This window comes from Variovorax monticola, assembly GCF_051216855.1.
Classification (GTDB): Bacteria; Pseudomonadota; Gammaproteobacteria; order Burkholderiales; family Burkholderiaceae_C; genus Variovorax.
In genome coordinates this window covers 331,418-345,237 of the sequence record NZ_JBPJZP010000002.1, presented here as the reverse complement: position 1 = coordinate 345,237, position 13,820 = coordinate 331,418, and the positions used below count along the sequence as shown (strand labels likewise).

10 protein-coding genes are annotated in these 13,820 nt (G+C 56.5%); 4 read left to right on the top strand and 6 right to left on the bottom strand.

Translation table 11 applies throughout. From position 1 onward, the window contains the following. The first annotated feature begins 75 nt into the window (after positions 1-75). From ACSFA5_RS06925 to ACSFA5_RS06910, 4 genes are all read left to right on the top strand, one after another. Positions 76-1,833, top strand: a complete 1,758-nt coding sequence (locus ACSFA5_RS06925; RefSeq protein WP_435443296.1) for a hypothetical protein — start codon at positions 76-78, stop codon at positions 1,831-1,833. Further along, on the top strand, positions 1,834-4,953 hold the full coding sequence (locus ACSFA5_RS06920) for an AAA family ATPase (RefSeq protein ID WP_435443295.1): 3,120 nt from the start codon (positions 1,834-1,836) through the stop codon (positions 4,951-4,953). A gap of 168 nt (positions 4,954-5,121) precedes the next feature. Continuing rightward, positions 5,122-5,961: a hypothetical protein gene (locus ACSFA5_RS06915; RefSeq protein ID WP_435443294.1), complete on the top strand. Its 840-nt coding sequence runs from the start codon at positions 5,122-5,124 to the stop codon at positions 5,959-5,961. Between the two features lie 62 nt (positions 5,962-6,023). Continuing rightward, complete coding sequence (locus ACSFA5_RS06910; RefSeq protein WP_435443293.1) at positions 6,024-7,748, top strand: AAA family ATPase; 1,725 nt, start codon at positions 6,024-6,026, stop codon at positions 7,746-7,748. 8 nt (positions 7,749-7,756) lie between these two features. Here ACSFA5_RS06910 and ACSFA5_RS06905 read toward each other — a convergent pair whose 3' ends face one another. The 6 genes from ACSFA5_RS06905 to ACSFA5_RS06880 form a co-directional block, all read right to left on the bottom strand. Beyond that, complete coding sequence (locus tag ACSFA5_RS06905; RefSeq protein ID WP_435443292.1) at positions 7,757-9,268, bottom strand: hypothetical protein; 1,512 nt, start codon at positions 9,266-9,268, stop codon at positions 7,757-7,759. Then, complete coding sequence (locus tag ACSFA5_RS06900; protein ID WP_435443291.1) at positions 9,265-10,374, bottom strand: DNA methyltransferase; 1,110 nt, start codon at positions 10,372-10,374, stop codon at positions 9,265-9,267. The genes ACSFA5_RS06905 and ACSFA5_RS06900 overlap by 4 nt, the downstream gene beginning before the upstream one ends. A 215-nt stretch (positions 10,375-10,589) precedes the next feature. Then, positions 10,590-11,579 (bottom strand): site-specific integrase, encoded by a 990-nt coding sequence (locus ACSFA5_RS06895; RefSeq protein WP_435443290.1) that lies wholly within the window; start codon positions 11,577-11,579, stop codon positions 10,590-10,592. A gap of 2 nt (positions 11,580-11,581) precedes the next feature. Further along, positions 11,582-11,923, bottom strand: coding sequence for a hypothetical protein (locus ACSFA5_RS06890; protein WP_435443289.1), 342 nt, complete (start codon positions 11,921-11,923; stop codon positions 11,582-11,584). Positions 11,924-12,064: 141 nt separating this feature from the next. After that, positions 12,065-13,081: a dienelactone hydrolase family protein gene (locus ACSFA5_RS06885; RefSeq protein ID WP_435443288.1), complete on the bottom strand. Its 1,017-nt coding sequence runs from the start codon at positions 13,079-13,081 to the stop codon at positions 12,065-12,067. A gap of 11 nt (positions 13,082-13,092) precedes the next feature. After that, positions 13,093-13,707, bottom strand: coding sequence for a hypothetical protein (locus ACSFA5_RS06880; RefSeq protein ID WP_435443287.1), 615 nt, complete (start codon positions 13,705-13,707; stop codon positions 13,093-13,095). Positions 13,708-13,820: the final 113 nt, after the last annotated feature.

Genomic DNA, 13,820 nt, shown 5'->3' with positions numbered 1-13,820 from the left:
GGCACTGCGATAGTAACTTTTTGCTACCATGCGGCCAAGAATCAAGAATGCGTCAGCCACTGCACGGGAGGCAATGTGCCCATTTCTATCCGGGACGTCGAAGGCGTGCTGCAGGCGCGCTCGCTCGCGAATCCATCGCTGGAGGCGTTGAAGCCCAACGATCAATCGTATCGTGCACTCCTTTTCCAACCTGCGGGGCCAATCCTGGCAGATGACACTCGCATCGGTCCGCTTGACCTAGCTTATGCTGATAAACAGGCGACGAAGTTTCTAGAGCTAGCGACAACTAAGGGACACCATCTTGTGGTCACCCCAGAGTACTACCTCCCCATCGAAACTCTTGTGAGGTGCGTTCAGGGCAACACATTTCCTGCAGTCGGCGCCCTCTGGGCACTCGGTTGTGAAAGCATGACGCCGGCACAGCTCCAAAAATTTGAAGAAGACTGCACGGGGTATTGCGATGTCATCTTTGACAAAGACACGGCCGCCGCCGTGCAGGGAATTTATTTTGATCCAGTAGCGTACTGCTTCGTCACCAAGGACAACGGGGGCGAGGATCGTCGAGTCGTCCTTCTGCAATTCAAGACCATCTCGTCACGAGACTCACACTTTTTTGAGAATAAAAACCTTCGCTGCGGCAACGTCATTTATCAGTTTAAGGGCGAAGGCGAAATACTCGCCCTCTCGACGATCATTTGCTCTGACGCATTCAACGTCGCACTAGACGAAAAGATTCGCAGCAAGCTGGCGCACTTCGCCACGCTTCTTCACATCCAGCTCAATCCAAAGCCAAGACACGTCGACTACCTTCGGTACCGGATTGACACATTTAGCAAGAACAAGGATCTGAACAACTGCGACATCGTCTGTTTGAACTGGGCAGAAAACATGGTCCAGTACGAGGCACCCGCTGGCAAGCACGAATCGTGGAAAAACGAGAGCGGCTCGGCCTGGTACATCTCCGAACATCGCTGCTCGTCAAATGACGACGAGGTCGAAAGCAACGAACGCCGCGGTCTTTACTACTCGAGGCATGTCAAGCATCGCCACGTGCTCCATTTTCATTTCAGCGCTGCAGCGTTTGAGTTGACCGTCGCAAAGCTAGTTCAGGTTGGATCCTACCTTCACGATAACCATCTTGGGCCGAAGCTGGATGCCCGATATAGCTGGGACGATGAGCATAAGGAATGGGAACCGAACGAAGAATGTCCAGATCCAGGATTGTCTAAACTTTTCGCGCTTACGCCTCACGTGGAGGAGGCTTTTGCAAGCCTAAAAGCCGTTAGCAGCCGACTGCACGTTGAGCGTGCGATTGCGCTGTCATGTGGCCTTCTGACAAGCAAGGTGAACTGGTTCAAGGCGAATGAGCTTGATGCTTGCAAACTAGGTGAGGACGAAATTGTGCGCCGCGCAACCCTTTGCCTTGATCGTGACAATTCAGCGCGCGAGGGTCGTGAACGTCGAATGAAAAACGTTGCCGCACTTAATATCGTCCTCAGCACCCAAAAGCTCCCGCCTCAGATTCGCGACCTCACTGGCGGAGGCGCCCGAGTCATGTGGCAGGCCGGATCACCGAACACCAACGTATACAAGCACGGCTCGCAACCTGCCCTTGTCGCCTACCTGGGAATGGACCCCAGCCCTGATACCGTGCGCAACGTGAGTGACGCGGCATTCGAGCTTCTGCGTTTTGAGAACGACGACAGCCACAAGCACCGCATCGCGGTCTGCTATCACACGATAGATGGAAAGCCTGAGTTCGCGAACGTCCGGCAACTTACCGACATCACGCACGGCGGTGGCAGCGCAGCGTCCATCACCGAGGGTGTCTAAATGCAAGAACTTCAATCGGCCCGCAAGAAAGTCATCGACCTGCTCGGTGAAGTGAAGGATGTGGAGGACGCAGTGGTGCGCGCTGAACGCCACCACGATGGGAAATGCTACGCCGTCGCATACGTCGATCTTGCCGACAATGTCGTCGGTCGCGCTGGCGAGCTTCACGCCTTTCAGGAGCGCATTCTCGGTGAAGACTTCTTCGGCACGCCGGGCGACCTGCGCTGGAACAAGTACCTCTATATCGTTGCTGGTCCGAAATCGCTTGGCCAAGATGGCTTTGAAAAGGCGAAGGCGGCGATTGAGGCGGACAGTGAGTACGCTCGTAAACGAGTAGTTTCCGAAGAGGAGCTTGATGCTCTGCTCGGTGCTGCGCAGCACTTCACTCCAAGCACTGCCGGCAAAGACTTCAATGTGGTCGGCGAATGGGAGACGCGCCTCGCCGCCGCCAATCTGGATGAACTGCTCGACCGTCCCACCCGCAAGGACGTCGTGGAGCGGATCGGAACCCAGTCGGCCAAACGCGTGGCCGTTGCAGACAAGACACTAACTCTCAACCCAATCGACTCTCCACTAACCAAGAAGTGGCTAGCGTCCATTTCAATCGACAAATTTCGCCCCATTCACGACGGCAAGTCCTACACCTTCGGTCAAGTCACACTTATCGTTGGACCCAACGGCACTGGCAAGACCTCGCTGCTTGAGGCTATCGAGTACTTTTACTGCGGTCACAACCGTAGGCAGGGGAATCCAGGCTCTCCAAAGATTTCCGGGGCGCTAGTGGGGGACCTTAAGCCGTTGCTAGCCTCCGCCGAATCGGGACGCATCAGAGCGCGCTGTCTGAGTTGGTACAACCGCGATGAACGGTTCGCGAAGTCGATTCTGGGCGCATTCACCCGGTACAACTTCCTCGATACAGACGCGGCCTTCAGACTTTCAACGGAACTTGAACCATCTGAAATCCCGGATGATTTAAGCCGGCTGATCGTGGGTGCGGATGCCTCAACGATTTGGGACTATCTCAACAAGATCGCGCCCGAGATTGAGACGGCTTATGAGCGAACAATGGTGAAGGTCGATGAGCTTCGCCAAAAACACGAGATTGCTCAGAAGGAGCTTCAGGACTTACAGAGCCGGCCGTCCAGTGGTAGAGCGCTGACGGAAGCTTTTCGCGCCGCGCTGAATGCGCTTGGATGGAAAGCGCCCAGACAATCAACGGCTCTCGCAACGGAAGCCGAAGCGAACGGTCTTCAGGAAGCAATCGGCCATCTTCAAACTGTGCAGGCCGCGGGTTTAGGCGCGGTATCTTTAGACGCAATCGCCGAGCGCAGTCGAATAGTTGAGTCGGCACTGGCCCGGGCCCGACCACTGGAAGCCGACCGGATTCGGTATGCGCAAGAAGCAAAGCGATTCGCTGACCAAGCGTTGGAAAGTGACCGCGCAACGATGGCGCTAGATCGTTGGCTGGTCTATTTGAATAGCGGCTTCGCCGCCGCCCATGCTAGCGTCGCTAAGGCTAAAGAAGAGGCCAATATAGCGCTGAGCCGCCTCGGCGTGTATGCAACTGGTGAGGTCCCTGAGGTACCCCAAGAGTACGCGTCCACACCACTGGCTTCCGCCCTCAGAGAGGCAAATCTCAACGTTCAGCAGACCATAGTGCAGATCTCTAACTTGGAGAAGCTTTCTGCCAGCTTCGGCAGAGCAGCGTCTGCGCGTGCACAAGCAGCACGCCAACTCCAAGCGGCTGTGCAAGCCTCGTTCGATGCAGGTCATCCGAAGGATGACTGCCCTGTCTGCCGCGCGAAGTACGCGGCCGAAGATCTCGTCGCCATAGTCGGCCGAATCACCCAAGGGCTTGAACAGTCAAGCGAACTTACTGAGGTTACCGATCAGCTTGTTGGAGCTCGGGAACAACTGGAGTTGCTGCAAGGCTGGGTACGGTTTTTTCTGTTCTTACAGCGAATCGCCGAAGCGATCAACTTGGCATCAAACGCTGTCTGCGCCGATATCCCCGCTCGTCTGATAGAACTGAGAGCCGAATCGGCCAAGGCCGCATCTGAACTTGCCACGGCAAACAAGGATTGGGTGCGAGTCAACAGCTCCGGTCTGAGCGCAAATGAACACGACGTCCTCCATAGGACGATCTCCGCGATTCTGCATTCGCCTGAGTTGGAGTTGGATGCGACTGCCATCGACAGACGCCGCAACGAACTTCTTGAGGCAACGGCTTCGTTTCGAAAGCTTGAAGCCGAGAATCTTGAGCTGTCCAACCTCGCTGCGAGAAAAGTTGCGGACGAAGTCAAAGAAGCTAACTCCGAGGAATGGAACACGCGCGCGCAACAAAACTCCGGCATGGAGTCTCTGGTAGCGATGCGCGATGAAATCGCGTCGATCCAAAGTCGAGTTCGTGCCTTGCACGGCCTTCTGGACATCAGTGGCAGCACATCGCTTGCTGATTCGAGTTTAGGGGTGCTTGGCGCTACTCGAGCTCATTTAGAGGCGATTGAAGCGGTAAAGATCGAAGGCTCGGCGTCCGTCAGTATTTCGGAGCTCATCCTCCGCATTGAGCAACTGGGGAAGGACTTGAAGCGCGCGTCAGCGAGGAAAGAGAACTATCAGGCCGCCAAGGAAACATTAGAGCTCCTCCTAGCCGAATGCTCTCTTGAACGCGCGACAAAAGAATCGTTGGAAGCTATTGGCTCGGAAATCAATAGAATATTTAGTCGCATCCATGCGCCAAACGAGTATGACTATGTTGGGCACGACGATGTACTCCTCCAAACGTCGGCTTCGCACGAGACTCGTACACTCGAGCAGATTAGCACCGGGCAGCGGGCCGCTTTCGCGTTATCAGTTTTTTTGGCGTTGAACCGCAATGCCGTATTCGCTCCACCGATTATTATGATTGATGACCCAATCGCGCATATCGATGACCTCAATGCGCTGTCGTTCCTCGACTATTTGAGGGATCTGGTTGTTAACTCGAATCGACAAATTTTCTTTGCGACCGCGGATACCCGAATCGCTGCTCTATTTTCACGAAAATTCAGCTTCTTGGGCGGCGCATTTAAAAAAATCGCACTGACGCGTGAACCCGTCGAAGGGGCGGTCAATGTATAGGAGCGTAGTCGTCATATTTGCGACTCAAAAACTTCTCGTTCAAAGATTCCTCGTCATTTCTTTCTCGGCTTCGCCGCGAAGCCCAGCCGTATAGGGATGCTCAGGCCGAAGGTCAAAATCATTCCCGCTCTCGTGTTTGAATAACAACATCTCAAGCAAAATCCCCTAATGACGTCGCCACTTCCAACTGCTACGAATATCTCGCTCCGAGAATCCGGTTACGACGAGTACTGGCTTCAGAAACAAATTAGTACTAATCCAAGTTGTCTCGGCCTAGGTCAATTGGAACTTGCTGCCAACGAGCGACGACAAAGCACAGGAGGCAGGCTCGATTTGTTGCTTGTTGATGATGATGACAAGTCAATGTATGAGGTGGAACTGATGTTGGGGGAGACTGATGAAACTCACATTATTCGTACAATTGAATATTGGGACTATGAACGCCGGGTTTGGCCCCAAAGAAAACACTACGCCGTAATCGTTGCGGAGCGGGTCAACCGTAGGTTTTTTAATGTAATTCACCTGCTAAGCAACGCAATACCGATCATTGCCATCCAAGCGTCCCTTTTGGATGTTAATGGCCAAAAATGTCTCTCTTTTACGCGAATTCTTGATATTTATGAAGAGATAGAGGACGGGACCACAACTTCAGGCCTTGTGAATCGAGATTTTTGGATGAAGAAGGCTTCTTGGACGCTTGAAACCGCGGATGTTCTCCTGGCCATTGCTAAGGAAGTACTGCCAAGTTCTCAACTAAACATGGTCAGAAATTATCTTGCACTTTCGGGAGAAAGAAACTTCGCTTGGATCAAACAACGAAGCAATGAAAAATCTTTGTTTGAAGTTCGTATCGCGGAAGCGCAAGCTGAACACGCAGTTCAGCTTATGGACTCGGCCGAGTTAGTTGCAACGCACACACAGGGCGCCCTTAAAGTAACAGTGTCGCTAAAAGCGGTGAAAGAGAATTTGGACACGTTTAGAAAGCTTATAGCTTTGGCGGCCAACTAAACAATGCTAGCTGGAGAAACGGCGAAGCCTCTTCGGAGCAGGTCGCTACACTCACGAAAAGGATGATTTTGTCGCATATTTCTGCCGGTCAGTTGGCCAAATCACTCGAACGGCTGCAGGCATTCCATGCCTTCTTCGGCGTGACGTTCCTATCCATGAAGCAATCGGGCGTGGGCGTTGGGACGCCTACGACTTGGGGAAGCCAGCAAGAGGAGGCGCTTCTTCGGCAGTATTTTTCGCCCGCCGGCGCCCCTCCTGGGAAGCCGTACTGCGTTCCATTTGGCCGGAAGGATCCGGAAACTTGGTTCTGGAAGAACACGAAGTACTCCGGGGGGACGCTGCAGCGCGCCCGCACAACCGACAACTACAGCGCAGCTCTAGAGCACCCTAGCGTAAAGGAGTGGTCGTTCACCAAGGACTACCTCGACGAACTCGAAGCCCTCCTTCCCTTGCGAACTGACGGCAGAAAAGAACGGATCCCTCTCTTCGACTTGGCAGCGTGGCTCTATCGTCACGACGAGTTGCCCGAGTCGCTGGATGAGGTGGAGAAGAAGTTCCGCACAGAATTCAACATCAATGACGGCGAATACAGGCAACTTTTTGACGCCACTCGGCCGCCAGAGACGCAGTATTTTTCGCCCCTTGCAGTGTCGGAAGATGAGCTCGCGCCGCTGATACATGGCGTGCCCCCTGGCCCCTCAATGATGGGCCGTTCGGAAGCAGATCTCGTCCAGCACCTAGAGAACTGGGTCACCAACGAAGAAGGGTTGACGCTGCCGTTGGGATTCGTCCAAGCCTTTTACGGCGCCCTAATCGTCCAGCGCTTCGTTGTGCTCGCAGGCCGTCCAGGCACAGGGAAAACCGCGTTTGTCCGTGCTTTTACGGAAGCACTTAGTCGATTCTTCGCAAACTCTGTCTCGTTAGTCGAGGTCAGCGTAGGTAGCGACTTTTCAGAGGCCGACGTCCTGGGCTACGAAAAAATTTCCGGAGGCCTCGCAGCAACTGAACTGAGCCGGAAACTTTTTCTTTCAGAACGGCCGCGCGACATCTATGTGGTACTACTTGACGAGATGAATCTTAGTCAGGTTGACCATTATCTTGCACGACTGCTTCCTGCTATTGAGAGCGATGCGAAAGTAGAACTGCCTGGGCACGGGTCTCCCAGTCCGTTCCCACCCGACGCGTTCGTTGTAGGGACTGTCAATTCTTTCTTGGAGGAGTCCACGCGGATGCCTCTAAGCAGCCCCGTTAAACGCAGGTCCAACATCGTCGAGATGCCAAACGCGCTTGGCGAAATCGTCACAGGCGCCGACAGGGGGAGATTCGACAAGTCATGCATTGACCTCCTGAAACAAACGAAGGCCCGCATCGCCAAGCGCGCCAAAGAAGGCTTTTCGAGTGTGCTGGACTCTTTCCGGATCCAACGTCTGGATGCGGCTCTGACCGCTGGTTCCGATGTGCGCGCGGCAGCCTTCGGAGATGTGCTCTGGGGCATCTGTCAAATTTGTGCCAACAGCGAGATGACATCCCTGACTTTCGGCCTTGTGCAGGACGTGCTCGACTACGTCGCCATATCTGGCCGCCCCTCGAAGGTTGCCTTGAGCGAACAGATTGCTCAGAAAGTCGTTCCCCAGCTCAGTGGTCCTGCGAGCGTTGCCGAGGAGTTGCTGGCTTATGTGACCGACGCGGAAGCAGGTACGGGTGAATTCTCGTCTGCGATTTCTGCGTTGCAGGCGTTACTCAGGACTAAGGATCTTGGAACGGGGCACGTCTTGTTCAGGTACTGACAACGTTTTTAGGCGACACTGCCACAGCTTGACTTCAAGACATCGCGTACATAGCGATGAACCGCCTCCATACCATTGGACTCTTGAAAGTGGCTCGCGCGTATGGACATCTCAAGCAATGTATTGCCGCCCGAGGCAATGACATTTGTCGTGGGAGAGAAGCCTGGGAAGATGATGCCCCCAGAGTTCGTTCCATAGCTATTCAGATAGCCCTGCATCTCGAACAGATCGGCCTGTGTGGCACGGTTCCCAGCGTGGTCAAGCTTGAACTTCGCATCTAGCAGGAGCGCTCGGCAAGTGGTTAAGCTTAAGAGCACGACATCCGGGCGCTCATTCGCAGGCCTCGACGTTGCGTCGCGCCAAGAGCCGAGTACGCCCTTTGGAAGTTTGGTATCGAAGTACAGGAGCCACTCTTCGGATTTCATCGACCAGCCCTGAGGGGCGCGTTTGCGCAAGTCCTTGTCATCAGAAAAATATTCGAGACCGAGAGCATTGCCCACAACGTGTGCAACAAACGTCTGATACACGTCCCAAACGTCTCTGACGTTCGCGCGAATGGACCTCGCGTAGTCCATGCTGTCTGCGATGTCGGCCCCGTACTCTGCTTGCAGGTCTCGCATGTGGCCGTAACGGCGATCTGTGCGCTGAATTTCCGTAGGTAGCACGGACGTAGGCATTGCACGGCGCTGAATGGAGATGTTGCGGAACAACGAGAGGTTGAGAAGCTCGTTTGTTAAGTCGCTGAAACTGAACACTTCTTCTCGGACGGGTGAGGCGACTACCGTGGCGAGGTCTTGACACTGATTTCTCAGCATGCACAGGAACGCTGCCATTTGTGCATGTTCCGCAAGCTCAGACTGGCGCGCCTTCGAGTTGACCACCACGCGTGAGGGCCAGTAGTTTTCTCCACTGATCTGGACTGGGCCGTTATCAGCGCGTTCCAGCAAATGCCGCCTTTCTCGCAACAGTCGGCTGGTCTGCGCCACTAATAGCCCCTTGCTCCGCAGCGACACCTCGCTCATCCGAACAATCCTCGTTGCAGGGCGTGCGTCTATGGAGCGCACAAGCCGCTCAATCTGGGGAAGCCTATCGCGCAACCATGCGTAGTGAATCTGCGGCAGCCGCACCTTTCTCGTGGCACCGCTGGCCGCCATATAGGTGAATTGACGCCTGTAGCCGAGATATGAACTAGCGCATACCTCCGCCATAGACCGAACCTCGCCCCACGTTGCTTTGGCGGTGCGAGTTTGAAAGTCGTAGGCGTATGCCACGCCAGCCACTTGGACACTCAGGCGATGGAAGCCGACCTGGTTCGTCAGGTCGATACTCCAGACCGCGAGCTTTGCCTCCTGATGCCAAGAGACGGGAAGAGGTGCGTCGTCAAGTTCCACTATCGGTCGGCTTGCGGCAAGAACCGAGCCGAGCACCGCGCCTTCCAATACTTCGACGTTCGAGGAGCCTAGAGACAGCTCAAACGCTATCCCGCCTTGCTCCAAACGAACGACAGGGACTTGGCTCACGCAGCAGCCTTGGCGGTCGCAAGTTCACCGAATTCTTTGCGAATGCGCTGTGCCGCAAACTCTGCGTACTTCGGCTTCAGCTCGATACCAACGGCCTGGCGGCCATTGGCCAACGCACTCACCATGGTCGTGCCAGAGCCAACAAATGGATCAAGCACAGTGCCCCCCTCTGGACAGCCACAGAGTAAGCAACGGTCAACCAGCTCTCGCGGATAGGGAGCGAAGTGTGATCCCGGATTCTCGGGCCTCGCAACAATCTTCCAGACATCTTCCTCGCCAGCAAGTGCTTCGCGATTGAAGTAATACTTGGGGCCCTTGGAAAAGATGAAAACGTTCTCGTGCGTCCGCCAAGGTCGGTCATGAGCCGTTGGCTCTGGCAGTGTGCCCGGCCTCTGCCAGATCACCGCACTGCGTAGCGTCCATCCGTCTTCTTGCATAGCCAAGGCAACACGCCAAGGAATGCCTATTAGCGACTTGCGTGGCAAGCCGAGGCCTGGCCCGTCAACGGCCCGCAGATGCTTGCGCATCATGTTTCGGCCGTTGTGCTTCCCATCCGCCCCATGAGGCTTGCCCTTAGCGGAGTAATACGTGTCGCCGAGGTTCAAAAACAGCGTGCCATCCTGCGCGAGCACTTTCTTAAGATTACTAAAAACGCGCACCATGGCCTGTACGTAGCCTTCAATTGTCGCCTCGTGACCAATCTGTCCTTCGACCTCATAGTCGCGCTGCCAATAGTAGGGAGGGCTTGTGACCACACAGTTGACGCTCTCGGCAGGCAGACTGGATAACGCGACGTTCACATCGGCATTCAGAACACTCCAGTAAAGTTCTTCGCGCGTCGCTCCCGAAAATACACGGAGCCCTTCGGGCTCAGAAAGAATTGCGGTCGCCTGTTCGAGGGACTCAGGCTCCTCCGGCACCTCTGGCGAAGCAGCAGTTTCCGCCCCACACATCCGAATAACCGCACTCTCGGGGACACGCACCTGCCCTTGCGAGCCGATGCGAAAAGACACCAATTCGCCGTTGCGGATCAGGCGACGCACAGTGCTGAGAGAGACTTTGAGGTGGGCTGCAACTTCCTTCAGGGTAAGGTTAGATTCAATCATTGGTATACCGCGACCTATACGACGGCGAGAAGTGTTCAAACATGTTCATTTGTTGTCATTATGGCGGCACTTTCCGTAAGCGAAAAGCAAAGAGTTCTGCGCGTTTTCCAGACGTGACTTGAGGGCTGCCCTAGGCCACCTCAACCGCGTTGATAGCTGGACGCGGATAGGCTGACAGCACGGCGCCGCGAATCTTTCTTTGGCCTCGCAGAATGTCATAGCAAGCTAGGAATCTTGCGTTTGGCTACGGGCCGGATGTACTTGGCCAGCGTCACGTCCGACTTGTGGCCGGTCTGCTCGCGTATCTGCCACGGCGCCATACCGACCAGCGCCGCCTCCGTGCAGTAGCCCGCCCGCAGGCTGTGACCGGAGACCAGCTTGGTGGCAGTGGCCCCGTGCACGCGCTTCACGGAGCGCTTCACAACCAGCGCCACCGACTGCGATGAGAGCCCCTTGGTGCCGACCAGATTGCCGTGCCGGCTGACCCAGCGGAACACCGGGCCACGGTTGATGCCCGAAAGCGCCAGCCATTCGTCGAGCGCAACCACCGGACACCGTTCACTGTCCTTCGCATGCGGAATCCACACGGTGCGCCCAACGCCCTCTTGGTCCGTCTTGGATCGAGGCAGTCTGATTTCCCTTCCCCCCTCGAAGTGCGTGATGTCCTTGCACTGGATCGCTACCAGCTCGGAGCGCCGCAACGCCCCTGCGAAACCGATCAGCAGCAACGCCCGGTCACGCGCCGCCTTCAAGGGCTTCTGCCTGTTCACCATGACCAGCATTTCCAGCAGATCTGTTTTGACGAGGGCCTTCACGCGCCGCTGCGCCACGCCGAAGGTGCGCCGGATGCCTTGCATGGTGCGCTTGACCAGGCGATCCATGACGGGCGACTTCAGCCCTTGCTCGGTGTGCCCCTGATGGATGGCGATCAATCGCCGCTGGATGGTGGCGATTGCGTGTGCCCCCGCGAACGCTGCGACGTAGTTGGCCACCATCTGCGGTGTGGCTGGTATCTTGCCGCCGTGCAGGCGGAAGTGCTTCAGGTCTCCCGCATAGGCTCGTCGTGTCGCCGCCGACTGGGCCGCAGCGGTGAAGCCATCGACCGCCAGAGATGTCGGCTCAAACGCCGTGGGCGGTGCTGACCCGAGCGCACCGCACGCGGTGGGCGTGAGCGAGGAACGCTTGAGTGATGCTTTGCCACCCACGATCAATACTCCTCTGGCAGCAAGAGTGTCGTCGCGGACCTTTTTCGGTCATCGCCCACCGCTTCTGTGATAACCCAGATCACAACATACGCCACGAGAAAGGAGCTGATCACGCGGGCTCCTGACATGACAGCCTCATCGTTGGACTTCGCATCTTCCGGGTCCACGCCGCCCCAGTCGCCGTGCTGATGCCGCGACAGCAGCGCAGCGGGGAAGACAGCGTGCGTCTCCAGGTGGGCGAGCACCGCCGGCGTTGCGACGATTTGGCCGAGATCGAACAGCGGCTTGTTGGATTTGAGAGCTTGAACACCCTGCGCGGGCACAGGCACTTTGTCATTCGACATGAGAACTCCTTGGGTTGAGGTTGATTTCCGGAAGGCTCAGAAACGAAAAAAGCACGCCGGCCGCACCTGATGGCGCGAGCGGCGTGCTCTGCGAGGTATGCCGTAGCTGACTACGACAGTGATGGGACTGGCGTTGCTACATCAGTCGTTCAACAAATACTTCTGGAAGTGCGCGAGCCAAAGGTCGTAGCCGACGCGCTCCTTGTCGCGGTGGCCGCTCATGTGGCCGCGGAACTTGCAGGAATCGCGCATCGCGGTGTAGCCCTCCGGCGTCCCGGGAAACTCCTGGCCGGTGGCGTCCAGCACGAACTTGTCAGCAGTGCGGGTGTTTGCGCATTTGCTGGTGTTTTCTGCGCCAGCTCTTCGCAGGCGCCACGGCCCGTCGAAGTCGTGATATTCATCCGGGATGATCGTGATCTCCGCATCCCCACCGCGCGCATTCATCCACGTGACCTGCCGCTCGCACTCCTTTGCCAAAGCTATATCGTCTCGCTCTCCGTGGATGATGAGGAACGGGATCTTCTTGAACCTCTCTATCGTGTTCTTCTCGATGCAGGACGGGTAAATGGCAACGACGGCATCGAAGTCGCGCAGCTTGCCCGCCTGCTGTTTGACGATCTGCCCGATGTAGGGGCGCACGACATTGATCGCCGACGCCCCCGACATGCTCTCCCCCATGTAGCCGATCTTGGCATTCGCCCAGTCGGGCATCGCACCGAACGTTGCTGCAGCCACCATGGCATCAATGGCCATGTTGAAGCCATCAAGTCCTTTGGTGCGGCCCGTCGAAAGATCGGCCGGCGTGCCACTGGACTGGCCGCGCGCCGCAAAGCTGTCGAGGACTACCGCGTTGATGTTGTGCTCCATCAGGAACCGCGCAAAGTCGCCGTGCCGCTTATCCAAGCCGCCGGCGTTGCCGTTGAGGATCACCAGCGCCTTGCGGCTGCCATCCTTGGCGCGGCCCACGTAGGTTGGAATCTGGATCGGGGCGCACTTGAAGCTGGGCGTTTGCCAGAAGCCCGAGCAGTTGTGGCCGGGGATGTAGGACTGCTCCAGGCCGGTAGGCCTGAACGTGATGTCCTGCTGCGGCGCCTGAGCGTGCGCCGTGAAGGACAGCGCGATAAGTAGCGAGGCGAAGATCGAGGCAAGTTTATTCATGGGGATGCTCCTCACTCTCCGAGGTCCGACGTAACGCGAATGCGGCCGGCGGCATTGCCGGTAACCAAGTGGATGCACTCGTCGCGCTTGAGCTTGTTGCTGAAATCGATGCGCCGCGATCCAAAGTCGCCATGCAGGAACAGGCTCTTTCCAGCCTGCCGCGTGATCCACTGCACGTCCGCCAAGGCCAGGCGGTCGAAGGAGTTGTAGTTGCGAAGCACCGGCAACACCATCAGGTAGTCGGTGATGTCCAAGTTGGCGGACGAGTTCAGGAAGGTCACCTCGCCTTTCTCGTGGTCGACCACCACGCCAAGGAACGCCCGCGCCTGCACCTGGCCCAGCCAGTTGAAGACAAACAGACCAAGCGGCACCGTCGCATACAGACTTGCCGGAGCCTTCTCGTAGAACGCCCAGACGATGGCGCAGTAGCCGACAGCCAACACGCCCGTTTCCAAGATTGCGCGCCAACTGTTGCCCATGTCGAAGATGCGGCGCACCTGAGGTCCGTGCGCGTACTGCCGCTTGAAGCGTAGGAAGTGAATTGTGCTGAACACCAAAAGGACAACCGCCGCCGCCATCGCGGCCAGGAACATGTTGTCGTCGCTTTCTCGTTTTCTGTTTGCCATATAGACCTTGTTTGGCCGCCTCATGCCGACGTTGATGTGTTGAAGGCGCTGTGAGGGACGTCCGCGACCATGGCCCGTGCTTGCGAAAGGCTGGGCGGACTGGGGATTGATGA

Bases quoted from the DNA above. Each gene is read 5' to 3' on its own strand.
- ACSFA5_RS06910 (WP_435443293.1), top strand. From the start codon at position 6,024: ATGATTTTGTCGCATATTTCTGCCGGTCAGTTGGCCAAATCACTCGAA.
- ACSFA5_RS06915 (WP_435443294.1), top strand. From the start codon at position 5,122: ATGACGTCGCCACTTCCAACTGCTACGAATATCTCGCTCCGAGAATCC.
- ACSFA5_RS06920 (WP_435443295.1), top strand. From the start codon at position 1,834: ATGCAAGAACTTCAATCGGCCCGCAAGAAAGTCATCGACCTGCTCGGT.
- ACSFA5_RS06885 (WP_435443288.1), bottom strand. From the start codon at position 13,081: ATGAATAAACTTGCCTCGATCTTCGCCTCGCTACTTATCGCGCTGTCC.
- ACSFA5_RS06900 (WP_435443291.1), bottom strand. From the start codon at position 10,374: ATGATTGAATCTAACCTTACCCTGAAGGAAGTTGCAGCCCACCTCAAA.
- ACSFA5_RS06890 (WP_435443289.1), bottom strand. From the start codon at position 11,923: ATGTCGAATGACAAAGTGCCTGTGCCCGCGCAGGGTGTTCAAGCTCTC.
- ACSFA5_RS06880 (WP_435443287.1), bottom strand. From the start codon at position 13,707: ATGGCAAACAGAAAACGAGAAAGCGACGACAACATGTTCCTGGCCGCG.